Origin of the sequence: Pseudoalteromonas sp. PPB1 (genome assembly GCF_015356275.1) — a bacterium.
GTDB lineage: Bacteria > Pseudomonadota > Gammaproteobacteria > Enterobacterales > Alteromonadaceae > Pseudoalteromonas > Pseudoalteromonas rubra_D.
Genome location: NZ_JACEQV010000021.1, coordinates 43,354 through 69,383, shown reverse-complemented (window position 1 = coordinate 69,383; position 26,030 = coordinate 43,354). Strand labels below are relative to the sequence as shown.

Below are 26,030 nucleotides of genomic sequence, written 5' to 3'. Positions count from 1 at the left end.
CTCTTAGCTTAGTTTATTAACGTTTTGAATGTAATGGATTTTTGATGAAGATTACTGTCTTTGGAATAGGTTATGTTGGCTTGTCAAACGCGCTATTGCTGGCCCAGCATAACGAGGTTGTTGCCGTTGATATAGATAAAGGCAAAGTTGACCTTTTATTGGATAAGCAATCACCCATTGTTGATACAGAGATTACTCATTTTTTGAAGAATGAAGATATCAACTTTACTGCGACTACGAACAAAGAGTTGGCTCTGCAAGATAGTGATTTCGTTATCATAGCGACACCTACAGATTATGATCCAGAGACAAACTTTTTTAATACAAGTAGCGTTGAGTCCGTTATCGCAGATGTTCTGGCAATTAACCCTAGCGCAACGATGGTTATCAAATCAACCGTACCGGTTGGCTACACAGCCTCAGTGAATGAAAAGTTTGGTGTCGATAATATTATTTTCTCTCCTGAATTTTTGAGAGAAGGAAAAGCGCTTTACGATAACTTGCACCCATCCCGGATTATCGTTGGTGAGCAAAGCGAAAGAGCTAAGGTTTTTGCGCAATTGCTGCAGCAAGGGGCGAAAAAACAGGATACACAAGTGTTGTTTACTGACGCAACTGAAGCTGAAGCGATCAAGTTGTTTTCAAACACTTACCTGGCTATGCGCGTGGCTTACTTTAATGAGCTGGATAGTTATGCTGAAAGCCATGGTCTGGATGCTAAACAGATCATTGAAGGGGTTGGTTTAGACCCGAGAATTGGGTCTCATTACAACAACCCATCTTTTGGTTATGGTGGTTATTGCTTGCCAAAAGACACAAAACAGTTATTAGCAAATTATAAAGATGTGCCAAATAACATGATCCGTGCGATTGTTGACGCAAATACGACGCGCAAAGATTTTATTGCGGATTCGATTATAAAGCGTGAACCAAAGGTCGTGGGTATTTATAGATTGGTGATGAAATCAGGTTCCGACAACTTTAGGGCTTCTGCAATTCAAGGTGTTATGAAGCGCATTAAGGCCAAGGGGATCGAGGTGATCATTTATGAACCAACCTTAAAAGAAAGTTCGTTTTTTAACTCTAAAGTTGTAAGTTCACTCGAAGAGTTAAAAGCGTCTTCTGATGTAATCATCTCTAACAGAATGACGAATGAGTTGTTAGATGTCGAAAGTAAAGTTTATACCCGTGATTTATTTGGCAATGATTAGGAAGGATTAATAGTGAAATACTTAGTAACAGGTGCAGCTGGCTTCATTGGTGCCGCTGTATGTGAAAAGCTGTTGGAGCAAGCACACCAGGTTGTTGGTATCGATAACTTGAACGATTACTATGACGTGAGCTTAAAGCATGCTCGTTTGGCAAATATTGAGCATGACGAAAACTTTAGATTTATAGAAACGGACATTGCCAACAGAGATCAACTTGCAGCATTATTCGACGATGAATCTTTCGATATCGTTATTCATTTAGCTGCACAAGCAGGAGTCAGGTATTCGATTGAAAACCCGCATGCATATGCTGATAGTAACCTCGTTGGTCATTTGAATATTCTTGAAGGTTGCAGAAATAACGCAGTGAAGCATTTAGTGTATGCGTCATCAAGTTCTGTATATGGATTGAATGAAAAGACGCCATTTGAAACCAGCGACTCTGTTGATCACCCTGTTTCTCTTTATGCTGCTACTAAAAAGTCAAATGAGTTGATGGCGCACAGCTACTCACACCTTTATGATTTGCCGACAACAGGGTTACGCTTTTTCACCGTTTACGGACCGTGGGGCAGGCCTGATATGGCGCCGTATATTTTCACTAACAAAATATTGAAAGGTGAAACTATCGACGTAAATAATAACGGTGATATGTGGCGCGACTTTACTTATATTGATGATATCGTAGAAGGCGTTGTTAGAATCGCTGATGTAATACCCACTCGTCAACCAACTTGGAAAGTCGAATCTGGCACGCCAGCATCAAGTTCGGCACCTTATAGTGTGTATAACATAGGCCATGGTAGCCCAATTAATCTAATGGAGTTCATTGGAGCAATTGAGACCGAATTAGGTATCGAGGCTGCTAAGAATTTTAGAGAAATGCAACCAGGCGATGTTTATAAAACGTTTGCCGATACTGATGATCTGTTTGAAGCAACGGGTTATAAGCCTCAGGTTGGTGTTGAGGAAGGCGTAAAACGCTTAATAAAATGGTACAAAGACTTCTATAAGGTATAGATTTATCAGTAAGTCTTTTATCTTGCCCAGACAGGGGCCTGGCAATTATCCGCTTTTCTGCCGGATGTTCTCAGGCTTCAGTTTGGGTTAGGTACGCTGGAAATAAATCAGTGGCATTCGTTCTTAATATCCTTCCCTGCCAAGCAATCCGCACTTTTTAATTAATATGCCCATAGTTTTGCAAGGTTTCTTGGTGTGTTTATCCTGTCTTTCTCGTGCGTAGGCTGAATTCAGTTCGACAGTTATCAGATATCTGTGTATATTTATTAGCTATAACTGTATAGTTACTTTGTGTAATTGAACTTCTTTGGCTCAAGGATTTACAGTGGATAGTTGGTTCAGTTCTCTTCTTAATGCATCTCGCTCAAAAAAGCGTGCGCTCACACTTCTAATAGACTCCGTTTTTATTTTCAGTGCATTTTGGCTGGCTCTTGTGGTCAGGCTTGATAGTTTTTCTCCTTTCTTTGTTATTGAGAACTGGTTGTTGCTTAGTTTGTTACTGCCCGTGAGTTTGCTGGCGTTTATCAAAGTCGGCTTGTATCGCGCTGTGCTTCGTTATGTAGGCGCACATGCTGTCGGCGCGGTGATAGTTGGGACTGTGATAAGTACCGTGGCGCTGGTGATGGCATCATTCTTCACCTATGTGACCATTCCCCGCACCATGCCATTGATCTATGCCTGGTTATTAATTCTGTCTGTGGGTGGTTCACGCATTGCGGTGCGTGCGATGGTGAGCCATTTGGCAACAGTCAATAAAACACCGGTTGTGGTTTATGGCGCAGGCTCGGCTGGGCGGCAGCTGGCTCCAGCAATCGCGGCGGGTGAAGAGTATTATGTCAGTGCATTTATAGATGATGACCCGTCTAAACATGGTGCTATCTTACAAGGGATCCCGGTGATTGCTTTTGAGGGGATTTTCAGTTTAATCGAACGTAACAGGGTCAAAAAAATCTTACTGGCTATGCCAGGTGAATCTCGTTCACGGCGTAAAGAGATCCTGGCGCAACTGGAAAACTTGCCTGTGGAGGTGATGACCATTCCGGGTATGGTCGACATTGTAGAAGGCCGGGCAACATTAGAAGAAATAAAAGATGTTGAAATAGAAGATTTACTGGGCCGCGATCCTGTATCGCCTAAACAGGATCTGCTGGACGCAAATATCAAAGGCAAGTCGGTGATGGTGACAGGCGCCGGTGGGTCAATTGGCTCTGAGCTATGCCGCCAAATCATAAAACAATCGCCGGCCAAGTTGGTATTATTTGAGTTAACCGAGTTTGCTTTATATTCGATAGAAAAAGAACTGAGCGAAGCGATAAAATCAAAAGGGTTAGAGATAGAGTTGATCCCAATAATGGGGTCTGTGCAGCACATAAACAGGTTAGAGACCTGTATGATTTCCTTTGGTGTGCAAACGGTATATCACGCAGCGGCTTATAAGCATGTTCCATTGGTGGAACACAATGTTGTTGAAGGGGTGCGTAACAATGTATTTGGCACCTATTATTCTGCACGCGCAGCCATAAATGCCAACGTAGAAACCTTTGTACTGGTGAGCACAGACAAAGCGGTCAGGCCCACGAATGTGATGGGGACGACGAAACGAATGGCTGAGCTATGCTTACAAGGGCTTGCACAAGATAAAGAGCGAGGAAAACATAGAACACGCTTTTGTATGGTGCGTTTTGGCAACGTACTGGGCTCATCCGGGTCAGTGGTCCCGTTGTTTCGCAGACAGATAAAAGAAGGTGGGCCAATCACACTGACGCACCCGGATATCACACGCTTCTTCATGACCATACCAGAGGCAGCGCAACTCGTTATTCAGGCAGGCGCTATGGGTAAGGGGGGCGATGTGTTTGTGCTTGATATGGGGGAGTCGGTTAAGATCAAAGATTTGGCAACGAAGATGGTGCATTTGTCGGGTCTGGAAGTTAAAAGCGACGCGAATCCGCATGGAGATATTCAGATAATGTGTACAGGGCTGCGTCCGGGAGAAAAGCTGTACGAAGAGTTACTGATTGGTGAAAATGTAGAAGAGACGTCCCATGAGCGGATAATGACAGCAAAAGAAGTGATGCTGCCATTAGAAGAGTTAAAAGTATTTTTGGATGCATTGGATATTGCTTGCCACAACTTTGAGCATGAGCAAATTCGTCAGTTACTGCTGGATGCACCTACGGGATTCAACCCAACAGATGGAATTTGTGATTTGGTATGGAATGCCAGGTTATCAATGGAGATGGAGGTTGTTAAAATGAGAGCGAACTTGTAGTTGCCTTACCTTTCCTGCGTATTTAGCGGGGCTTTTGATTGTATGAAAGCACCCCACAGTTTCAATTCATGTCGTGAAGTTATCGTGAGAACATGATGTTATGACTCCATTTCTCTCGCTACAGTCATTGCCTTGATGTTATAGTGTTCTAAAGCACTCCAAAACAAAATTATAATTGTTAATCGGACAGAGGACTATGTCTAAATTATCTCCTATTTTGGCAAGCAGCTTGCTGACTCTCTCATTACCAGGTGTCGCTGATGAGGCACCAGAAAAATACCAAAATTTTGCTGGTTTTACAGGCATAGTTAATATCCCGACGGCGGAAGTGAAAGATCCTGGTGTGGTTGATATTGGTTACAACACCCAACTTGATTTTGCCGGATCAAAATACACAGATGGCTACAATTATATTTTTTCTGCTGGATTGTGGTCTGGATTGGAAATCAGTGGACAAATTGCCACCAGCACAATGCATGACAATTTGTTTAGGGCGAAGGTATTAGGCGACAATCAGATACGCGATTTATCTTTTAACGCCAAATATCAGCTCCCATTGATCCCACAAGAGTGGTTCTCTGTGGCTATCGGTGGCAGAGATATCGGTGGGGCAGCCAATAAATATGAATCTTATTTTGCTGTCGCTTCAAAAGATTGGTACAGCTTTCGCTTTTCAGGCGGTATTGCTAAAAGTAAAAACGATTTTGGCATGATGGACGGTGTGTTTGCGGGGGTTGAGTGGCAGCCATTAAGCTGGTTTGCTTTGCAACTTGAACATGATGCTGACGCAGTGAATGCCGCGGCACGGGTGACCATCCCTAAAGCATGGTTATATGACTTAGGGACTGTGACTCTGACCAGTCGTTTTTACAGCAATACAGACCACAGTGATAAAGACACATATTTTGGTGTCAATTTCTCTATGCCATTATCGGATCAGCAGCAGAGTAATTATCCAGAGATTAAAGCCGCGCCCGACAATGCTGGCACATTGGAAAAACTGAAAGGTACCAATGAAAAGCTGACAGCACCGGTGTCGGCGCGGGAAGACAGCCCGCGAACAGCTGCTCAACAAGATGTGGCGAACTTGAACACCACTGACCTGAATTCCGCTATTCGTGCTTTGAAAAAGTCCTTGGTGCAAGATGGCTTTGAGAATGTTCAGGTCGGTATGAATCGTGAGCCAAGTGTGATTGTTGGGTTCGAAAATGCCGTTTTCAATCGCAATGATATTGATGCATTAGGTCTGGTACTTGGCAGAATAGCCCAGTATATCGATCAGGATAATGCGCGTTTTGTTGTGCAGTTAAGCAAGCATGATATTCCATTACTGGCACTGTCAGGCAAAGTACAGGACTATAAGCGTTTTATTACCGATGGTGTTTCGCCTGCATTGACTATTCGTCAAGGAGCAATGGAAGCGCAAAAAGGGGTTGCCTGGATTGGAGATGGAAAAGCCAATAGCCCATACTTTAAGCCTCGCTTAACTCTGAGTCCTGCGCTCAGTTCAACTTATGCCACAGATTTGGGGGTGTACGACTTTTCTTTGGCATTACGAGGAGATCTTGAGATACCTGTGTGGCGTGGTGCAGGCATCAATATAACAGCACAAACGGTGGTTGCCGATACAGAAGACTTTGAACCAGGCGATACGTTTGAATCTCGTCGTGAGCAAAACGGTTTAGAGCGTGCTGTTTTCTATCAAACATTTGACTTACCCTTCGGTTTTTACAATCAAACCCAGGTTGGCTTTTTCCGTGAATACTATGATTACACGGGGATTATTAACGAAACAGCTTGGGTAAGCCCGTCTGGACGCCATAAGCTTTACAATAATTACGGCTTCTTTGACTATGAGGATTTTGATGGCGATCGTGATTATCATGTTATGGGCTATCAATATCACTGGGTAGAGCAGGATATGACCTTCCACTTGTCTGGGGGAGAGTTCTGGCAAGAGGACAAAGGGTTCAAGGCAGAGACTAAGTTCTGGTTTGGTGACAGCTATGTGTCAATTTTTGCCTATGATACAGATGTTCAAGTAGCGGGTATCTCTTTCAGTATTCCACTGACACCGAGAAAAGACATGGCAGTGTCGGAATACGGTCAGATCAAAGGTAATCAGGCATGGCGTCATAGTGTCGGTACACGTATTGGTGAGGATACCAATGCGCTGGTGTACAAAAAGGGATATGTCCCAGAAACGTCGATCACGCTGGACCGTACCTACTTTAACCAGGGGCGCTTGTCTGGTAGTTATGTGTACGCAAATCTTGGCAGATTGCGTGAGGCATACCTTACTTATAAATAAACCAGCCCAAATGAAGTCAGGCTGTCTAATGACAGCCTGATCGAGTATCAAGCAAGCGAGCCTCTTTGCGTACTTTTCCGTCACCACACCACTAACCGTGATCTATCACAAATAAATTCAGTTTGATGACAAAAATCTTAAATTTCTGCTTGAGAATTGTGTCTTTCGCTCCAATACTTAGATATAGGTAAACAACAAAAGGGAGCGCTTATGAAAATTAATCTTTCAGGCCACCATGTAGATATGACAGAAGCCGTTAAGCAACACGTTGATGAAAAGTTTGCCAAAGTAGCTAATCACTTCCCGTCGCTGTTGTCGATAGACGTCATAGTCAGTAAGGAACACAAGAAATTTTATACTGAGATCAACACCAATTATTCAGGAGCCAGGATATCTGTAAAAGGAGAGGATGACGTCATGTATCCGGCTATCGCACAGGCAGCTAAAAAGTTGGATGCTGCGTTAAAACACAGAAAAGGGCAGCTCAAGGCCAACAAACATGAAAAACCTGTGAGTACGACCCCGCCAATCGCACATGAAATTATTCAGGAAATGAACCTGAATTAGAGATAAAAAAGAAGCCACTCACGAGTGGCTTCATTCGTAATGGTGCTCAAACAGCCCCTTCAAAGCCCATCTGACGCCACGATTCATACACAAACACAGAAACCGCATTGGATAAATTCATGCTCCTGCTGTCGGGCCGCATCGGGATGCGCAGGCGTTGCTCTGGTGGTAAAGAGAAAATAAGGTCTTCTGGTAGGCCTCTTGTTTCCGGACCAAACAGCAGACAATCACCGCTCTGGTAGTCTGGCTCATGGTGATAACGTGTCCCCTTAGTTGTGCAGGCAAACACGCGATTTGGTTTACGGGCTTCCAGATAGGCTTCCAGTGATGGGTAGCGCTTCACTTCACTGAATTCGTGATAATCCAGGCCGGCGCGTCTGACGCGTTTGTCGTCCCAGTCGAAGCCCAAAGGCTCAATTAAATGCAAAGAAAATCCGGTGTTTGCACACAGGCGAATGATGTTACCTGTATTGGGGGGGATTTCAGGCTGATACAGTACGATGTCTAACATGGATAACCTCAAAATAATATTGCTTGCAGTATAGCGCATCCAGCATCAAGGCTAAAAGTGGTGCTGAACTCTTGTGAGTAGTAGAGAGGCGGGCAGTGTGTCCATATTATTATACCAGCGTCACTAATTTTTCATTTTCATGACTTACACTATAAGATAAGCCTAACTCGGAAGTTTAATCAGGTTGTAGAGGTAATAGGTGGCCCATAATTATAACTTTTTAGTCCGATTTTCCAGTATTTTTACGCTGGTGATGGCTGCGCTGATGATAGCGGCCAAGACCTGGGCCTGGCTGGCATCAGGCAGTGCGGCCATGCTGGGGTCGCTGACGGACTCATTACTTGATGTCAGTGCATCTATGATGAGCTTTTTGGTGTTGAGCTATGCGCTGCGCCCTGCTGATGATGACCATCGCTTTGGTCATGGTAAAGCGGAAGCTCTGGCGGGTCTCGGGCAGTCTGCATTTATTGCGGGATCTGCCTGCTTATTGACCTTTCATGGTATTGAGCGCTTATTTAACCCGGTAACCATTCAGCATAGCTTGCTTGGCGTCTGGGTAAGTCTGTTTGCTGTCGCCTGTACATTCGCCGTGGTTGTCGTGCAGCATCAGGTGGTTAAGCGCACTCAGTCGATCGCAATCAAAGCTGATTCGTTGCACTATAAAGGAGATATTTTACTCAATCTCGCCGTGCTGACTGCATTGTTACTAAGCCATTGGCAGGTCCAGCATGCCGATGCATTGTTTGCGATAGGGGTGGCGGCTTATCTGCTTTATAACTGCTGGGAAATTGCCCGGGAGAGCGCGGACCACCTGATGGACAAAGAACTTCCTGATGAAGAAAAAACCGAAATTATTTTGTTGGCTTCCAGCCATGAAGACGTTTATGGAGTTCATGATCTCAGGACCCGCCAAAGTGGTAAAGTGAAATTTGTACAGTTGCACCTGGAGCTGGACGATCATATTCCATTGGCGCGGGCGCACCAGATCAGTGATGAAGTGGTGGCACATATTAAAGCGGCTTTTGAGGCCGAAATGGATATACTGATCCATCAGGATCCTGTGTCGTTAGCGGTATCACCAACTAATTAGTTGCACTGAGTGAAGGCGTTTCAGGCTTATCATACGCAATGAGCTGAACGGCAAAGGTATAAAATTGCTCTAGTACAGCCCGCCTTATGGTGTCGACTTCGCATAGTAGTTCATGCTTGCCGGGGTAATGAGACAACTGGCAGGCATCATTATTGGCGGCAAACATGGAATGTGCAGCAGGGCAGACAATGCTGTCCTGTTGTGCACTGGCAATACTCAGTGGCAGATCAATGCGCAGCTGTGCCAGGTTTGTGGTAAATGTTAGTGCCTGTTGCAACCAGCGAAAGCTGACCCCTCCCAACTGTAATGCAGAGTGTTGTTGATATAGCTGCCTGAACACAGTATAGCGTTGTTCGCATTGTGTGAGCGCGTTGTCAGCAAAGGCTTTTGGCTGGTAATTTGTCTGGCCAATGGCATAGCGTTTACCCAGCCCGAGGTTGCAGGCCAGTGAGGCAATTCCACGGGCAAACCAGGCAGGATAAGGCGCAGTATTGATTGCAAACATGGGGGCACTGAGAAATGCGCCCGCAACCGGGCTGCTAAACCGAGATAAGTAATCGCATGCAATGGCCCCACCCATAGAATGGGCCAGGATGACGCTCTTGCCCTGCCACTTAGGCAAGACTACCTCGGTGAAAAACGCATCCAGACAATCGCCATACTGCGTAAACCGCGGTATATAACCAATGTGTTCATTGTCCAGAAACCGCCCCGACAGACCCTGTCCCGGGTGGTCAAAGGTAAACACGGCAATCTGGTTATTGGCAAGCTCCCACAACAACTCCTGATATTTGTGCGCTGATTCAATCCGGCCGTTAACCAGGATGACCGCAAACTGTGCTTGAACGGGTATATGACAGGCATAAAAGAGTGGCCCGAGTGGGCTTTCAAAAGTGCCCTGGTCGCAGCGTTTCCAGTGTGCCTCTATACGAGGTAGATTATTAATTAAGTGCTTACTTTCGCTATAAAACATGCTGGTCTATTGGCAACTCTACGGTGACCCGCAGGCCATTGTGATTGCTAAACTGAATATGGCCATGATGCACTTTTATGGCATGTTGCGCAATTGCCAGCCCCAGCCCAAATCCGCCTGGCTCTGCTGTGCCTTCTGGTGTCCTGGCCTGTGACGCCCTGAAAAAGGGGATGCAGAGCTTCTCTAGCATCGCCTCACTTACGCCGGGACCATCATCACAGATGGTGACGGTTAATGTGTCGTCCTGTCGTTGTGCTGTCAGGCTAACTTGTTTGTCTGCGTATTTGATGGCATTTCGCAGTATATTTTCAAACGCGCGGCCAAGTAGCATGGCATCAACTGTTAAGGTCAGCTCAGGCAGGGGGGCCCAGTCAAGCTGTTTGCCGAGTTGCTGACTTTCAAATTTGCCATCGTCAAGGATTGGGTCAAGTAATTCTATAAGTGAAGTGGGGTATGGGTTTAGTGTTAGCTGCTGAGATTCCAAGCGGGACAATTGAAGTATATCACTCAGCATTTGCTCAAGCAGATGGGCTTCTTTCTCGACTCTTTGCAGATAGGGCGACAGCGTCTCTGGCGCTTTATCGCTGGCAATGCCGTTTGCCATTTGCAGACGGGTTAAGGGCGATCTCAATTCATGTGAGATATCGGCCAGCAGACGCTTTTGTTGTGTGACATGCGCTTGCAGGCGACTGGCCATCAGGTCAAAATCTTTACCCAGCTGCCCCAGTTCGTCCTGGCGTGATGCACTGATGTTGGCTCGTGTATCCAGTTTGCCTTGTGCGAGTGCTGCTGCAGCTTGCTGCAGCTGTCGTACCGGCTTTAACAGGCCACGTGTAAACCACAGGCTAAAGCCAAAGCTGGCCAGGATCAGAGTCAGCAGCTTTGCCCAGGTTGGCATTAAGCGGATCTTTGTCAAAATGCGTGGGTCGCGATGGTCCATTAGTTGAAAAAGCTGATACTTTTCACCGTGTAGTTGAATATCTACGGGACCAAAAGCTCGGTACTGCTCGGTGTCGATAATTTGTGGTGGAGCGTTGGCTGTAAAATTCAGTAGCGCCAGATCCCACTCCTTGAGCTCTGAGTGGCTCATAACACTGCGTTGGTCGTCGCTGTGCCGTAGGTAGACTTTTGGTCGGTGGCTGCGGTGTCGAGCGGGTAATAAGGTGTACAGGGGTTGGCCAGGGCGGCTTTCAGCACGGCGCTCAATATTACGTTGCAGGTGCTGCAGATTTTTCAACATTGCGGGGCTGATCTGGCGTGTTTCCAGTATGTCAGGTTGTAACAGGCTGACACTCATCAGTAGCAACAAAGTGGCGGCGATTGTGCCCCAAAACCATAAGAAAACTTGTATTAGTAAGTACTTCCTCATTTCATGCCTTCAGAAATATATAGCCAGAGCCACGTAATGTCTTGATATAAGTATGTGAGCTGTATAAAGCGATTTTTTTTCGGACATTGCTGACATGCATATCCACTGATCTGTCATAGGGGGCCAAAGGACGGCCAAGCACCGTTTGTGACAGTGTTTGCTTGGTGACAGTCTGGCCTGCCGATTTGACCAGCTGGTGCAACATTTCGTATTCCGTGCCTGTTAGAGGCAATTGCGTGCCTTTGATGCTGGCGGTACGCGACGACAGATCCAGCGTCAGGTCATGGTATTCGAAATAGGGTTCAGTTGCATTGTGAAGCAGGTGAGCGACACGACGGGTAATGGCTTTGATCCGTGCCAGTAACTCCCTGTGATTAAAGGGCTTAGGGATGTAATCGTCGGCACCGAGTTCAAGCCCAAAAATACGGTCAAAATCATCGCCTTTGGCCGTTAGCATTATCACCGGGGTCATTTTCTTGGCACGCAGTGCTTTGAGCACTTCAAAGCCATCCAGGTCTGGCAACATCACATCCAGCAGGATGACATCAAACTCTCTGGTTAAGGCCATGTCCAGCCCGCCAGGGCCTGTATGTGCGGTAATAACATCACACCCTTCACTGTGCAGATAGTCTTCCAGCAGCTCACACAGACCTCGATCGTCGTCGATTATCAGTACATTGGCACTCATATGGTTACTCATTCACTGTTCCTGTGTTTATTTTACCTTACTATAGAAGTAAGGCGGCTGACTTTACACTTCTTTACGCTCAGGAAGTTAAGCAAAAAACAGTGAGTGTGTAGGACTGAAACAGCTCTTGACAAAACTTTACACAGCCTTGACGTTGCTTTGCTCTGGCGTTGCTAAAGTTGAACTCAGCTTAACAGGAGATGCAATTATGAATACACACACTATGAGCAAAGTTCGCAGTACATTGAAAGCCTTGGTACTCGCCTCAGTGATGGCGGGTAGCAATGCAGCACTGGCAGATACGGGCGAGAACGAGACACAGTCTCGGGCAACGAGTATGAAACCGATGAAAAGCATGGGACATATGTTGCTATCTAAGCGTGCCGTGAAGCACCTGGCGCTGACTCAAAGTCAGCAAGATGAATTGAAAAGCCTTTTTGACGCACAACGAGAGCAGGTTAAGAGCCTTCGCGGTGATAAAGTCAAAGGTGAACATCGTGACGCATTTAAATCACTGATTGAGGCGGAGCAGTTTGATAAAGCCCAGGCGGAAGTGTTACTGGAGCAATTTCAGCCTCAAAAGCGTGAAATGATGCTGATAAGGTTAGAAACACAACACAAGGTGTATCATATTCTGACTGAAGAGCAGCGCGCCAAACTTAAGCAGCTGCGTCATAAGCGAATGGCTAAAAAGCATCATCAACATCAGTCTTCGTAACGAGTATGGCTGTGGGGTATAGCCCGGATGACTACCGGGCTAATATCTACTCTTTAAAGAAACTGTCGTCGTTTTTGGCCAGCATGGCCTCTAAATCTTCCACCATATCCCGGGCCGCTTCCGGCGACAGATCCGCACTGTTAAGTGGGGTTGAAATTTTATTATTTTCTTCAGACCACTCACCTAAATCAATCAGCTGACAGCGTTTTGAACAAAATGGACGATGCGGGCTTTGCGCCGACCAGACCACAGCAGCCTGGCAGGTAGGGCACTTTACAGATACAGGCATACACACCTCTGCATTACTAATTTTCTCTATTGTACTGTGCTATGTGCTGGCAGTCACTGACACCGGGGGAATTAGTAGTTCGTTACCCGGTTGACCTCTGCCAGTGAGGTGATCCCGTCCGCAGCTTTTTTCAATCCGGATTGACGCAGATTTGCAAAGCCTTTACTTGTAGCAAGTTCAGCAATCTCCAGGGAGTTACCGCCTTCCATGATGGCATGCGAGATTTCCGGAGTGATCTTCATTACCTCGTAAATACCTACCCGGCCTTTATAGCCATCGGTACAGTGATCACATCCTTTGGGCGCATAAAGGGTCATATTCTCAATTTGATCTGCGCTAAAGCCCTGACGTTGTAATTCCTCTGTGGGCAATTGTTCTGGCTCTTTGCACTTGGGGCACAATCGACGGGCAAGGCGCTGGGCAATGATCAGGCTGACAGAGCTGGCCACATTATAGGCCGGTACGCCCATGTTGAGTAAGCGGGTCAGGGTTTCTGCGGCTGAATTGGTGTGCAGGGTACTCATAACCAGGTGACCGGTTTGTGCTGCCTTGATGGCAATCTCTGCAGTTTCCAGATCCCGGATCTCACCAACCATAACCACATCGGGATCCTGGCGCAGGAATGCCCGCAGTGCATTGGCAAAGGTCATGTCCGCTTTGGTATTGATTTGAACCTGGTTGATACCTTCCAGGTTAATTTCGACTGGATCTTCCGCAGTGCTGATGTTGCGCTCTGGTTTATTGAGTATATTCAGGCCGGTGTAAAGCGAGACTGTTTTACCTGAGCCAGTCGGTCCGGTGACCAGGATCATCCCCTGAGGCTGATCGAGTGCATTTAGGTACATACTTTTCTGATCTGCTTCATAACCCAGTGCTTCAATGCCCAGTTTGGCGGCTGATGAATCGAGGATCCGCATTACGATTTTTTCGCCCCACATGGTGGGCAGAGTACTAACACGGAAATCGATGCTTTTGCGCTCTGATATTTTCAGTTTGATGCGGCCATCTTGGGGTTTTCGCTTTTCGGCGATATCCAGATGAGACATGACTTTGATGCGCGCCGACAAACGGCTGGAAAGTGCATGCGGTGGGCTCGCCATTTCATGTAATAAGCCGTCGATCCGAAAGCGCACCCGATATTTCTTTTCATAGGGTTCGAAATGGAGATCCGAGGCGCCTTTTTTAATTGCATCCATGAGGATCTTGTTGATATACACGATGATAGGCGCATCGTCTTTTTCTTCGTCGGTGTTCTGTTGTTTGGGCTCGTCTTCGACATCCAGGCTGGCAAATTCTTTAAACTCGTCTTCACTGAGGCTGAGAGAGCTATTATCGTCAAAAAGTTGGTCAATCTTCTGATCGAGTAGCTTATAGTCTACAACCACCACTTCACACTGCAGGCCGGTGCTGAACTCAAAGTTCTCGAATGCGCCGTAATCTGTGGGATCTGAAGTCGCAATAAAGAGCTTACGATCTTTTTTGACCAGAGGCAGCAAGTGGTGCTGACGGATCAACTTTTCTTTGACCAGCTCCTTGGGAACCTGGGTAATGTCAAAGCCGTTCAGATCGAAATAAGGTACTCTGAATAAGTCCAGACATTGCTCGGCCATCTCCTGGCTGCTCATGCCACTACACAGGCAGATGAGCTCAGCCGTTGAATGGGCGTCTGCTTGTTTGGCTTTGACCTGCTCGGCAGTCAGTTTGCCAAGGGTAATAAACTTTCTCAGTAACGGCGAGTGATGTTCCATAATGCTCTTAAGACTTCAACGAGTTACACTAAATGTAGCAAAAAATGCTTGGATACGGGTAGCGATTTGGTCGTAAACCCTGCTTTGTGTGAGCCTGTATCGTAAAGATCAGGCACGTTTTTTTTCTGCCAGCAGCAAAAACGCCCGGTGTAAGGCGACAAGTTCAGTTTGCATCGCTTCTAGGGGCTGATTGTTATCGAGAATAAAGTCAGCTTTTGCACGTTTGTCGGCTCTGCTCATTTGCGCTTCAATAATGCGTTCAACCTGCTGCTGGTGGGCGTTGTCTCGTGTGCAAGTCCGTGTGAGTTGCACTTCAACAGGTACATCGACAAGCAGGGTTTTATCACAGTATTGTTCTAGCCCGTTTTCAAACAGCAAAGGAGCAGATAGAATGACATAGTCGCTGTCAGCATGGGCAGCTGGGTAAGTAATTGCGTGCGGATCAGCGGGTGCAGTAAGGCGTTCAGCCAGTTTTTTTCGTTTTCATCCGCAAAGATGATGCTGCGCAGCTTTGAGCGATCTAACGTGCCTTGAGCCGTCAGGATCTGCGCCCCAAAATGAGCCTCAATGGCATTTAACCCCTCGCTGCCTGGTTCCACCACTTCTCGGGACACAACATCGGCATCCACAACATCAATCCCTAATTTGTTCAGGTAGTCAGACACCGTTGTTTTTCCGGCACCGATACCGCCAGTTAAGCCCAAGATCCAGTTGGCCATAACGCTATACTCCTAATAACGACAGATACCAGCGGCTGAGTTGCTCACCGTACAATAGCGTTAGCCAGCCGGCAATCGCGAGGTAAGGACCAAAGGGGATAGGGCTGGCTTTATCTTTGCCTTGCACAGCGAGTTGTGTTGCGCCGATCACTGCCCCAACAACACTTGAGAGCAGCACGATGAGTAGCAGTGACTGCCAGCCCATCAGCGCACCAAATACGGCTAATAGTTTAAAATCACCAAACCCCATGCCTTCTTTGCCGGTCAATAGCTTGAATCCCCAGTAAATGCTCCATAAACTCAGATAACCAACGGCCGCACCAATAATGGCTTCAGATGGCGGAATGGTGATGCCTGCCACGGCCGCCAACAGAGCAAACCAAAGTAAGGGGAGGGTTAATTGGTCGGGTAGCAGCATATGATCAATATCAATGAAGATCAGTGCAATTAGTACCCAGGTTACCAGTATGTATACCAGCGCTTGGGGCGTGGCTGAGAAATGCCATGCCAACCATAGTGAAGCCACGCCTGTAAATAACTCAACCAACGGATAGCGCTTGGGAATTGGCGTATCACAGTATGCGCATTTGCCACCGAGCAGTAACCAACTGAGCAAGGGAATATTATGATGTAGTTTGATCTTAGTATTGCACTTAGGGCAGGTAGACCCGGGTGCCATCAAATTAAAAGTGGCAGGTTCAGCTTGCTGTGGCGCCTGCTCCAGAATTATTCGGCATTCGCTCTGCCAGTTGCGTTGCATCATAATGGGTAAGCGATAAATGACAACGTTTAAAAAGCTGCCGATACACACACTGGTCAGTGCGACAGTCAGCAACCAAAACCAGGTTTGCTGCTCCATAAGGTGCCAAACTTCTTGCATAAATAGGGTCTTTTTTATTGTGTTAAATGACGGTGCCGAGCTGGAATATAGGTAAATACATGGCAATAATCAAGCCACCAACCAGCACACCCAGGATCACCATGATCATAGGCTCAAGCAATGAAGATAGTCCATCGACTGCATCATCCACTTCCTGCTCATAAATACTGGCGACTTTGGCCAGCATACTGTCCAGTGCACCTGATTCTTCCCCTATGGAGACCATTTGCACTACCATATCGGGAAAAATTCTGGCGTTGCGCATCGCCCAGTTCATTTGGTTACCTGAGCTGACTTCACCCTTAATATCCAAAATCGCATTTTTATAGATGATATTGCCGGAAGCACCAGCGGCTGAATCCAGCGCATTGACCAAAGGAACACCCGCTGCAAAGGTGGTCGATAACGTTCTAGCATAGCGGGCAACGGCGGCTTTTTTCAGGATTTCGCCAATCGCCGGGATCCGCAGTACCATTCGATCGTTAAAGTGACGAACGGCAGGACTACGTTGCAGTGCTTCTTTGTAGGCATAGCCTGCGCCACCCAGGCCAATAAGAAACAGCCACCAGTATTCCTGCATAAACTCAGAAATGCCCAGTACCATCAGTGTAAAGCCTGGTAATTCAGCGCCAAATCCGGTGAAAATCTCTTCAAATTGCGGGACCACAAAAATCAATAATATGGAGGTCACGATCAGGGCGACAGAAAGTACAGCTATTGGGTAAAACATTGCTTTTTTGATCTTAGACTTGAGTGCTTCTGCTTTTTCTTTATACAGCGCTACTCTGTCAAAGATGCGGTCTAACGCACCCGACTGCTCGCCAGATTCAACCAGGTCGCAATATAATTCGTCAAAATATCTCGGGTGGCTACGCAGGGACTTGGCCAGCGGTTGGCCTGCTTTGACTTCGTCGGCAATGTGCGTGATAAGCTTGCTGAGGCTTTTATTTTTGGCACCTGAGGCAATCATATCCAACGCCTGTACCAGAGCCACACCGGCAGTCAGCATAGTGGCAATTTGCCGGGTCACAACGGCAATGTCTTTTGGGGTAATTTTTTGTGTGCTACTGAACCCGAATAGGGGTTTAGGCTTGCGTTTTACTTTAGATGGCGTGATCCCTTGTTTGCGCAGTTGCGCTTTGACTAGGGCCACACTGGTGCCAGTTAGTTCGCCTTGTAAACGTTTACCACGGGCGCTAACGCCGACCCAGATAAAAGTATCGACTTTGGCAGAGTTTTTGTCGGGTTGGTTCATAAGGTATGATTTAAATAGAGGGAGCCAGGCTCCCTCATTTAGTCAGCTATTAAGGATTAGCTGTAGATACGGTACAAGTGGCAGGTAACCATGCTGTCTTAGAAGCATCATTTACCGTCGCTGTACATCTCCACTCAGAGATAGTGAAGCCTGCAGTGAAGTTTGCTGCAGTCGCTGCAGTGTTGCCGTTGAACGGAGTCACAACAACGGAGACGCCCGCCATGTCTGATTTACCTGTGATGGTGATAGCACCTGTTGCACCAACCACAACTGAATCAACCATTTCGGTTTGCTCACCAGTAGTGGCAGAAGCACAGTTTGCTGGTGCACCACCAACCTGTGAAATTTCTGTCACACAGGCCTTAGGCATGGTTGAAGCAGCCATCAGCTCAGAGGCTTTAGCACGGTTAATGTAGTCTTGGTAAGCCGGCAGGGCAACGGCAGCAAGAATACCAATGATTGCGATTACAATCATTAATTCAATAAGGGTAAAACCACCCTGTTGTCTTTGCGTCATGATGTGTCTCCTAAGGGATATTAGACCCGATGCCAGCAACTACTCACACCAGGGGTTTATTAAATTTGTGCTCTCAGAATAGGACCAAGTATAGGTCTTTATTCCTATAATAAGTTTGTTGTAAATCAATACTGATAATCATAACTTTATCCTAAGTCATCATGACTAGAATCACTCATCAGTTTACAACATAACTATGACAGTTTTGATTTTTAACTGTCTGGCAACCATCGAGCTTTACTGTCGTATGTCTTACTCGCTCTGTTAACACAAAGAGCTGGTCTGGGATCGAGCGCAAGAATTATTTAGCTGCTAATTCTTTGTTCGTATTAAAAAGTGTTTTCTCATTCTTGTCAACGAACGGGCTTTGTATTTCCTTACAAAGCCGTTACACCTGTTACTCGAAGCGCATAGATAAGTCTATACTCTGCAGGTGTTTCGTCAACGCACCACTTGAAATGTAGTCCACGCCAGCCTGCGCATACATCGCCAGTTTATCTAAGGTCATATTACCCGAGACCTCCAGCTTAGCTCTACCGGCAGTTTGTTTAACGGCAATTTGAATGTCCTCAACGGTAAAGTTGTCGAGCATAATGATATCTGCGCCTGAATCGAGCGCTTGTTGCAGCTCATCAAGGCTTTCTACTTCAACCTCAACGGGCTTATCCGGGTGGTTTTGTCTGGCTTGTGTAACCGCTTTAGCAATCCCGCCACAGGCTGCAATATGATTCTCTTTGATCAGGAATGCATCAAACAATCCGATACGGTGGTTTTTGCCCCCTCCACAAGTTACTGCGTACTTTTGCAATGCGCGCAGGCCCGGGATGGTTTTTCGTGTATCCAGCAATTGTGTATTGGTATCTGCGAGTGCGGCAACAGAAAGTGCAGTTGATGTGGCTGTACCCGACAGGGTTTGTACAAAGTTGAGTGCGGTGCGCTCAGCTGTGAGGATCGCACGTGCACTGCCTGTTGCTTCAAAAATGCGCTGATTTGGCTGCAAGGCATCGCCATCATTGACCAGCACATTGACCTCAACACTGGGGTCCACTTGTCTGAATACCTCAAGGATCAGGTCTTTACCGCAAAATACGCACGCTTCGCGTGTGATGACATAAGCTTTTGCTTGCTGGGAGACGGGGATCAGGGCTGCGGTAATATCACCTTCAGCAGCGCTTTGGTTATTCAAGTCTTCATCAAGTGCCAGCTTAACCAGCTGGGGGATCTGTTCATTTAACATGGGTTATCTTGGCTTTGCTATTCAATAACCTAATTCTACTGTGTTACGCCAGTTAATGACAATGTCGTTTATTGGTGGTCTCACTGGGATACTTTGCGATGGTCTGTCCCTAGTGTCAAAATAACATAGTGAAAGTATGGCAAACTTGCTAAGGTAATAGCATAGTAAAGAGGCTAAGTGGTTCTATTTATGAAGGTAAATTGGTTGCCAGGTGCTCATCAGCGGCACTCACCCCATTATAATGAACGCCCGGCTGAGTGTGCTCCTTCATTACTGGTGGTACATTGTATTTCCTTGCCTGCGGGCCAGTACGGCGGCACCTACATAGATGAGCTATTTATGGGCACTCTGGACTGTCAGGCGCATCCTAGTTTTGACTCTCTGCAAGGCGTGAGGGTATCCGCCCATTGCCTGATCCGTCGAGACGGGACGGTTATCCAGTATGTGCCGTTTGATAAACGTGCCTGGCATGCTGGGGTATCTGAATTCGCAGGACAAGACAACTGCAATGATTTCAGTATTGGTGTTGAGCTGGAAGGGACTGATACGACGTCGTACACTGAAGCACAATACCAGGCCCTGGCTCAGCTCACGATATGGTTGCAGCAGCAGCTTCCTAGGCTGACCAGAGATCGCATTGTCGGGCACAGTGATATTGCACCTGGTCGTAAACACGATCCTGGCGTAGCGTTCGACTGGGACAAATATTTTGCATTGATAAGATAAGAGTAACGGACATGATGTTAATTTCTATCATAATTGCTTTGGTTATTGAGCGCCTTGGTGCCCGCTCAGAACATTGGCAGATTGATTACTATATGGGTAAGTACCTGACATGGAGCAAACATCAGCTTCGTGAAAAAGGGGTTTTCAGTTCTGATCCTGGCGTGATGATCTGGTTGGTACTACCCACAGCGTTGATTGCCATGGTGTACCATTTTTCTGACTTCATTATATTTCAGCTGATACTCAATGTACTGATCTTACTGGTATGCTTTGGCTGTGGACGTTACCGCCGCTTGTACAAAGGTTATCTCAATGCATTGACACGAGGGGATTCTGAAGCAGTGACACTGTATGCACTGCAAATGGGACAAGAGCGGACTGAATCAGAGCGAAATGGTGAAACTTTCGGGCAAACGCTGGTATGGATTAATTTCCAGCACTATTGCGCGGTGATGTTCTGGTTTGTCGTATTAGGCACACCAGGTGCGGTGTTATATGCAACGGTGCGATACCTGGTTACAACGCTCACTGAACGTCAGGAAGACGACCTGCCTGAGCAGGTTGCGTTACTGCGCAGTACGTTGGGGGAACAAACACAGCGGTTTTCCAGGTTACTCTTCTGGCTTGATTGGTTGCCAGCCCGGGTTGCCAGCTTTGGTTATTTGATCATTGGTAACTTTACAAAAGGCACAGGGTGTTGGCTCAAGTACTTACTGGATTTTGATACCCCCAATAGGCGTGTGGTGAGTGATATTGCACTGGCCGCTGAGCAAATAGAGCAGCAGTTTTTTGGTTGTACTTATGAAGCAACCTGTATGATGCGCCTGGTTAAACGTAATATTCTGTTCTTTTTGGTCCTGACAGCACTACTGACTTTGTTTGGTGGTCTGAGTTAACAACGACTTGTCCCGACAGTTGACCCTGTCGGGAACACGCTTAACCTGGCTGAGCAGCTAACCAGGTTTGCTTGCGTTCAGTCATTGCTGCCAACTGATTGGGCTGAACATCCAGCGTTGACAGTAGCTGATCTGTCACATCTATCAGATCACATACCCCAGCTACATTCCACAGTGCTTCTTCCAGGCCTTTGGCTTTGTGTATTGCATAATGGCTGACATATCTCAGCTCGTTGGCCAGGTAATCCATATCGGGCCGGCCTGTTTTGGAGATATACAGATGAAATATAAATAGTAACTCTTTTTTGAGCGCCCGTTTGATAAATAAAAACAGTGGATCCAGAGACTCCCCCGCTGCGACACATTGGCTTTTCAGTGCTTCTTTCAGTTCCGTGGCCTGAGGGTCAAAGCGCAGGAATACCGTATATTGCAGGGGTTTATCCTGACGCGACTGCTTGCGCAAGCGCTCACTCAGATAGTCACCAATAAACTCAATCGGTAGTAAACCTTCGCTCTGGACATACTCTTGATGATTATGGTGAAACACCTGGCTGAGTAACACTTTGTGTAGCGCTGTCGGGTAGAGTCCCTGAGCAACGGCGCCAATTCTAAAATGGGCCGCAGATTTGTGCAGGTACAAAGGAAACTGGCAAATGCTCTTAGTGACCATGTTACGCAGCGCATGAGAGAGCCCGGGGATTCTGGGGGCTTCTTCGCATGGCTGAAGTTTGTTCTTATTACTCTCAATCAGGACCTTAAAAAAAGTGATCGCAGTATGCTGCACATTACTGAGAATGTTGACCTTCAGATTGATGATGGTCTTTGCTTTATTGACGGCCATAACTTCATATCTGAGTTTGGTCAGATTATGCTGCTTGGTAATTTTTTGCAGCTCGGGCAGGTCGAGGTGCACAATATCGCCTTTTTGCAGTGTCGCTGGTTCTTCAAGTGCGACTTGCAGGCCCATGACTGAGAAATCGCGGGTATGGCCATGCAGCGCCTGACCATCCTCTTGTATCACCGTTGCTGAGGTCTTATACAGATAGCGTTTGTGTGAGCGCAGGTTGACGTACTCTAGTGCGACGACTTCCAGTGGGGGAGGCACTTTAGCTTTGCCATGGCCAAACTGCTTAATGAGATTAACTTGCTCTTTTGGATAATCCAGTGCCTGATAATATGCCGTTTGTTGCTCGGTGGTAATATCGCTGAGGGTCATCAGGTATTTCACGTTTTCAATCAGCCCCTGTACACGTGGGGTTGGACGTTTGTTGAGCTTCTCCACATTCTTGCCAGCGCTGGAGGGTAAAGAGAGCGGAATGAAGGCATCTTCATGGTGGCTGGGCATCAGCTGGACTTTAAAGATCCGCCAGCTGTCTTTCTGACTGCCAAATCCCATAAATAAATCACGTAATTCGGCCGATTTTTTGAGTTCCCAGTCAAATGCTGAGTAAAAATAGATTTTGCCATTTTTGCCATGGGTGAAGGTGTAACAGTACGCTTCTTTCACCGGCTCAGGACGAAGCAGCAGCATATCAAGGCGCTGCTGATTAAAGACACTGTATAGTGAAGATGTTTTTCTTTCATCTTCAAAGTAATAGTTGATGTGTGCGTTGTTTTCATTTGTGAGCACCAGGCTCGGGTAGAGCATGGTTTTAGCCTGGCTAAAAAACACGAACAGTGAATTAACTCGGGGCAGGTAATATTGCTCATATCCCTTACACACAACGGCATCCATGGTGTTATCCAGGTTGATTTTGTAGCGGCGCTTATTGCCGTGGATAAAACTCTGTAAAAAGTCATCAAATCCACTGTTATTCTCTACATAAGTACGCTTGAGGCGAATGTGGTTATACTCGCTGGAGACCGGATCGACGGCGACCACCTCGTACTGGATCCCACTTTTCAGGCCCAGTTCAAAATCCTGCTCAAGGCCGACCAGCCTCAGCGACACTAAATCGCCTTTATGTAAGTGATAGTTTGGGGCCAGCTTTATTTTCGCGCCACTGAGGGATATGTCTGACGTACTGGCATTGGCGATCCGCTGATTGCCAAACTCTACCGTGATCTTGATTGAATAATTCATCCGCTCTTCTATACGACTCTCGTATGAAGCAAAGCGGATGTACTGTGTTGACTGAGACAGATCTAGCCCTGGCGTGTCTTCTTCTTGTTGTTGGGCCGCCTGCTTTTGCATGACCTTAAAGTTATTGTCGGTGTTCATGACCGCTTCGTAAACGGCTAAGGTGTATCCGCCATAACGGGCGACTTCCTGCTCAAACACCCGGATTGCAACGTCGTCCATAAAATGTTGCTTGCCGTCATGCTCATAGGGTTTAACCTGCCCGGATACCTGACCACGCAGGTCAATAAAGCGCGCTACGGGCTGAGATAGCCGGGTCATTTCCATTTTTAGCAGGAACTGGTCAGGCTTACTGAGTTGCGCCGTTTTTTGCTTGAAGATAAAGTCAAAATTTGGATCGCCGAGATCAATCTTTAATTCATCTATTAAGTCTTGGTATTGTTGTAATTTATCTTCAGCCATAGGTACACATTTTAAATCAGCAGATCTTACCCGGTTATTGTTTCAGCCTTTGCCAAATTTATGTCAGTATTAACGCTTACTGTTGAACTAAGCTTAATTGAGTTTTAATTTAAGCAATAACTATGCCTTGATTTTTATGGGAAAAAAGAAAACCGCATTTGTCTGTAGTGATTGTGGAGCGGAATTTGCTCGATGGCAAGGGCAATGTTCTGAATGTAAAGCCTGGAATACAATTACCGAGTTCAGAGTGCCATCAGTCAAAGCGGCACCGCGCGGCGGCACTATGGCCGGATATGCAGGGGTTGTCGAAGCCAAGGTCCAAACACTGGATGAAGTTAACCTCGAATCGTTACCAAGATTTTCTACTGGATTCAAAGAGTTCGACCGCGTATTAGGTGGTGGTGTTGTGCCGGGTAGTGCCATCTTGATTGGTGGTGAACCGGGAGCCGGTAAGAGTACTTTACTATTGCAAACTATGTGTTTGCTGGCCGAGTCCATGCCTACTTTGTATGTGACGGGTGAGGAATCCTTGCAGCAAGTGGCGATGCGTGCAAAGCGGCTGGGCCTGCCGACCAACAAATTACGCACATTGGCCGAAACGAACGTGGAAAGTATTTGCCAGCTGGCCTTGCGTGAAAAGCCCGCCATTATGGTCATTGACTCGATACAGGTGATGCACATGAGTGATGTGCAGTCGGCGCCTGGGAGCGTGTCTCAGGTGCGCGAGAGTGCCGCGTACCTGACCCGTTTTGCGAAGCAAAATCAGGTCGCTATCATTATGGTAGGCCATGTGACCAAAGACGGCTCCCTGGCGGGCCCTAAGGTACTGGAGCACTGTATTGACTGCTCTATTTTACTGGAAGGCAGCAGTGACAGCCGTTTCAGAACGCTGCGTGGTAATAAAAACCGTTTTGGGGCGGTTAATGAGCTTGGGGTATTTGCTATGACTGGCCTGGGCCTGAAAGAGGTCAGTAATCCGTCAGCTATTTTCCTCAATCGTGGCGAGGAGCAAACGCCAGGCTCTCTGGTAATGGTCATCTGGGAAGGTACCCGGCCACTGTTGGTCGAAGTTCAGGCGTTGGTAGACTACTCTCAACTGGCAAACCCACGTCGTGTTACTGTTGGTCTGGAGCAAAATCGCCTGGCTATGTTGCTTGCTGTGTTACACCGTCATGGTGGTTTGCAGGTGGCTGATCAAGATGTCTTTGTCAATGTCGTCGGTGGCGTTAAGGTATCCGAAACCAGTGCCGATTTGGCATTAATTGCTGCTTTGGTCTCGAGTTTTAAAAACCATGCGTTGGAACGTCAGATGGTGGTGTTCGGAGAAGTTGGGTTAGGGGGAGAGATCCGTCCGGTGCCCAGTGGCCAGGAAAGACTGCGCGAAGCCGCGAAACATGGCTTCAAACGTGCTATTGTACCTATCGCGAATAAACCAAAGGATGTCATTGAGGGAATGGAGGTGGTTGCCGTTGCCAGCCTCAGTGATGCGCTCGAAGCCTTGTTTTAGGGAATCCTCAAAAATGAAAAAATCTACGATCATGTTGGCGGTGGCTGGTGCGTTGTCAGCTGCTGTTGTTGGCGCACACTTTTATGCGAATCAACAAGCTGAGTTGGTGGTGCAGAAGCAGATCACACAATTTGCTGAACAATCTGAGCTGCTCATTGAGCATCAGGGGTCGTCCTACAATTTGTTTACCAACACAATTAAAGTTCAGTCTTTGGAAATTAAAGACGCAGCGGAGCAACAGGTGTTGCTGAACATTGGTGAATTCAGCTTACAGGGCTACGAGGCAGACAAAATCAGTGAGTTTACTGAAGTAAAGCTGGCGAATGTGACACTTAGCCCTGTATTGGCGGCGGAACTGGCGCCGCAAGCTGCTACGCTGGCTGGTGCCAGTTATGCGCTTACCTCATCTTTACGTTATAACCCGGACAACGGCAACAGTCAGTTCAAATCTTCCGTTGAGGCGGATGGGGTAGTGGGTGTTGAGCTCAACTTCGATCTGGGCAACAGTACAGAGTTGATGACAACCTCTTTAGAGATGCAGCAGAGCACAAGGACGCTGGAGCAGGAATTGCAAATGCAAAGCAAGCTGATTTCTGCGGTACAGTCGCTACAACCACAAACCCTGACGTTTGCTATTGCCGGACAGCCGAAGTTAGACGCTCTGGTGACAGAGTTATTGACCAACCAGGGACTGAGCAAAGAGCAATTTGAGCAGATGCTGGCCATGCAACTGGCACAGGTACCGGTTTCTGAAGAAGCCAAACAGGGACTCAGTGGTTTTGCGGCTGGCCTAAATGCGCTGGAGGTTAGTGTGTCATTAGATGAGGCGATGGACTTCAATGCATTTTCTCAGCAAGTCCAGTCACTGTCCGCTGATCCGGAGGCACTTGAAAAGTTCTTAAATCTGAAAATAACTGGCTCTTGAGCCAGGTTGTCAAACAGTAAAAAGCCACCTCTCGGTGGCTTTTTTCGTATTAGGTGTAT

The 26,030-nt window shown here is 46.9% G+C and carries 22 protein-coding genes and 1 pseudogene; 11 read left to right on the top strand and 12 right to left on the bottom strand.

What is annotated here, in order from left to right; genetic code table 11:
- Window positions 1-44: 44 nt before the first annotated feature.
- The 5 genes from IY568_RS18665 (at window position 45) to hpf (ending at window position 7,381) form a co-directional block, all read left to right on the top strand.
- Entirely contained in the window at window positions 45-1,211 is a 1,167-nt protein-coding gene (locus IY568_RS18665; protein WP_125559009.1) for a nucleotide sugar dehydrogenase, read from the top strand.
- Between the two features lie 12 nt (window positions 1,212-1,223).
- A complete protein-coding gene (locus IY568_RS18660; protein ID WP_125559011.1) occupies window positions 1,224-2,231 on the top strand; it encodes an NAD-dependent epimerase in 1,008 nt (335 codons plus the stop codon).
- Window positions 2,232-2,556: 325 nt separating this feature from the next.
- Window positions 2,557-4,503, top strand: a complete 1,947-nt coding sequence (locus IY568_RS18655; RefSeq protein ID WP_194868375.1) for a polysaccharide biosynthesis protein — start codon at window positions 2,557-2,559, stop codon at window positions 4,501-4,503.
- A 196-nt stretch (window positions 4,504-4,699) separates the two neighbouring features.
- A complete protein-coding gene (locus IY568_RS18650) occupies window positions 4,700-6,814 on the top strand; it encodes a YjbH domain-containing protein (RefSeq protein WP_125559015.1) in 2,115 nt (704 codons plus the stop codon).
- 210 nt (window positions 6,815-7,024) lie between these two features.
- Entirely contained in the window at window positions 7,025-7,381 is a 357-nt protein-coding gene (gene hpf, locus IY568_RS18645) for a ribosome hibernation-promoting factor, HPF/YfiA family (protein WP_010383567.1), read from the top strand.
- A 46-nt stretch (window positions 7,382-7,427) separates the two neighbouring features.
- Here hpf and trmL read toward each other — a convergent pair whose 3' ends face one another.
- Window positions 7,428-7,892, bottom strand: a complete 465-nt coding sequence (gene trmL / locus IY568_RS18640; protein ID WP_194868374.1) for a tRNA (uridine(34)/cytosine(34)/5-carboxymethylaminomethyluridine(34)-2'-O)-methyltransferase TrmL — start codon at window positions 7,890-7,892, stop codon at window positions 7,428-7,430.
- Window positions 7,893-8,091: 199 nt separating this feature from the next.
- Between trmL and IY568_RS18635 the strand changes: the two genes are divergently transcribed.
- Window positions 8,092-8,982: a cation diffusion facilitator family transporter gene (locus IY568_RS18635; protein ID WP_010383564.1), complete on the top strand. Its 891-nt coding sequence runs from the start codon at window positions 8,092-8,094 to the stop codon at window positions 8,980-8,982.
- On the opposite strand, the gene IY568_RS18630 is transcribed toward IY568_RS18635, so the two are convergent.
- Genes IY568_RS18630 through IY568_RS18620 form a run of 3 tightly spaced genes read right to left on the bottom strand, consistent with a single transcriptional unit; the run spans window position 8,975 to window position 12,012 of the window.
- Window positions 8,975-9,955 (bottom strand): alpha/beta fold hydrolase, encoded by a 981-nt coding sequence (locus IY568_RS18630; RefSeq protein WP_194868373.1) that lies wholly within the window; start codon window positions 9,953-9,955, stop codon window positions 8,975-8,977. The genes IY568_RS18635 and IY568_RS18630 overlap by 8 nt on opposite strands.
- Window positions 9,945-11,324: an ATP-binding protein gene (locus tag IY568_RS18625; protein ID WP_194868372.1), complete on the bottom strand. Its 1,380-nt coding sequence runs from the start codon at window positions 11,322-11,324 to the stop codon at window positions 9,945-9,947. The genes IY568_RS18630 and IY568_RS18625 overlap by 11 nt, the downstream gene beginning before the upstream one ends.
- Before the next feature lies 1 nt (window position 11,325).
- Window positions 11,326-12,012, bottom strand: coding sequence for a response regulator transcription factor (locus tag IY568_RS18620; protein WP_194868383.1), 687 nt, complete (start codon window positions 12,010-12,012; stop codon window positions 11,326-11,328).
- Between the two features lie 208 nt (window positions 12,013-12,220).
- Between IY568_RS18620 and IY568_RS18615 the strand changes: the two genes are divergently transcribed.
- A complete protein-coding gene (locus IY568_RS18615; protein WP_125559023.1) occupies window positions 12,221-12,730 on the top strand; it encodes a Spy/CpxP family protein refolding chaperone in 510 nt (169 codons plus the stop codon).
- 46 nt (window positions 12,731-12,776) lie between these two features.
- Here the strand turns inward: IY568_RS18615 and yacG are convergent, their stop codons facing one another.
- The 7 genes and pseudogenes from yacG to nadC form a co-directional block, all read right to left on the bottom strand.
- Window positions 12,777-13,019, bottom strand: a complete 243-nt coding sequence (yacG, locus tag IY568_RS18610) for a DNA gyrase inhibitor YacG (RefSeq protein WP_010383557.1) — start codon at window positions 13,017-13,019, stop codon at window positions 12,777-12,779.
- 71 nt (window positions 13,020-13,090) lie between these two features.
- Window positions 13,091-14,767, bottom strand: coding sequence for a type IV-A pilus assembly ATPase PilB (gene pilB, locus IY568_RS18605; RefSeq protein ID WP_125559025.1), 1,677 nt, complete (start codon window positions 14,765-14,767; stop codon window positions 13,091-13,093).
- Window positions 14,768-14,875: 108 nt separating this feature from the next.
- Window positions 14,876-15,486 (bottom strand): annotated as a pseudogene (gene coaE / locus IY568_RS18600) (dephospho-CoA kinase).
- Between the two features lie 4 nt (window positions 15,487-15,490).
- Window positions 15,491-16,366, bottom strand: coding sequence for a prepilin peptidase (locus IY568_RS18595; protein WP_125559029.1), 876 nt, complete (start codon window positions 16,364-16,366; stop codon window positions 15,491-15,493).
- Window positions 16,367-16,388: 22 nt separating this feature from the next.
- The gene (locus tag IY568_RS18590; protein WP_125559031.1) at window positions 16,389-17,621 is read right to left on the bottom strand and encodes a type II secretion system F family protein; all 1,233 of its coding nucleotides are present in this window, start codon (window positions 17,619-17,621) and stop codon (window positions 16,389-16,391) included.
- Between the two features lie 49 nt (window positions 17,622-17,670).
- The gene (locus IY568_RS25345) at window positions 17,671-18,138 is read right to left on the bottom strand and encodes a pilin (RefSeq protein WP_138539313.1); all 468 of its coding nucleotides are present in this window, start codon (window positions 18,136-18,138) and stop codon (window positions 17,671-17,673) included.
- Between the two features lie 397 nt (window positions 18,139-18,535).
- A complete protein-coding gene (nadC, locus tag IY568_RS18580; protein WP_194868371.1) occupies window positions 18,536-19,375 on the bottom strand; it encodes a carboxylating nicotinate-nucleotide diphosphorylase in 840 nt (279 codons plus the stop codon).
- Between the two features lie 189 nt (window positions 19,376-19,564).
- On the opposite strand from nadC, the gene ampD reads away from it, so the two are divergent.
- Together ampD and ampE are read left to right on the top strand one after the other, a co-directional pair.
- A complete protein-coding gene (gene ampD / locus IY568_RS18575; protein ID WP_194868370.1) occupies window positions 19,565-20,101 on the top strand; it encodes a 1,6-anhydro-N-acetylmuramyl-L-alanine amidase AmpD in 537 nt (178 codons plus the stop codon).
- Between the two features lie 11 nt (window positions 20,102-20,112).
- The gene (ampE, locus tag IY568_RS18570) at window positions 20,113-20,997 is read left to right on the top strand and encodes a beta-lactamase regulator AmpE (protein ID WP_194868369.1); all 885 of its coding nucleotides are present in this window, start codon (window positions 20,113-20,115) and stop codon (window positions 20,995-20,997) included.
- Between the two features lie 40 nt (window positions 20,998-21,037).
- Here the strand turns inward: ampE and IY568_RS18565 are convergent, their stop codons facing one another.
- A complete protein-coding gene (locus IY568_RS18565) occupies window positions 21,038-23,539 on the bottom strand; it encodes a PilZ domain-containing protein (protein WP_194868368.1) in 2,502 nt (833 codons plus the stop codon).
- A gap of 136 nt (window positions 23,540-23,675) precedes the next feature.
- Here IY568_RS18565 and radA point away from each other — a divergent pair, with 136 nt between their 5' ends.
- A complete protein-coding gene (radA, locus tag IY568_RS18560; protein ID WP_125559043.1) occupies window positions 23,676-25,046 on the top strand; it encodes a DNA repair protein RadA in 1,371 nt (456 codons plus the stop codon).
- Window positions 25,047-25,059: 13 nt separating this feature from the next.
- Window positions 25,060-25,971, top strand: a complete 912-nt coding sequence (locus IY568_RS18555) for a hypothetical protein (RefSeq protein ID WP_194868367.1) — start codon at window positions 25,060-25,062, stop codon at window positions 25,969-25,971.
- Window positions 25,972-26,030: the final 59 nt, after the last annotated feature.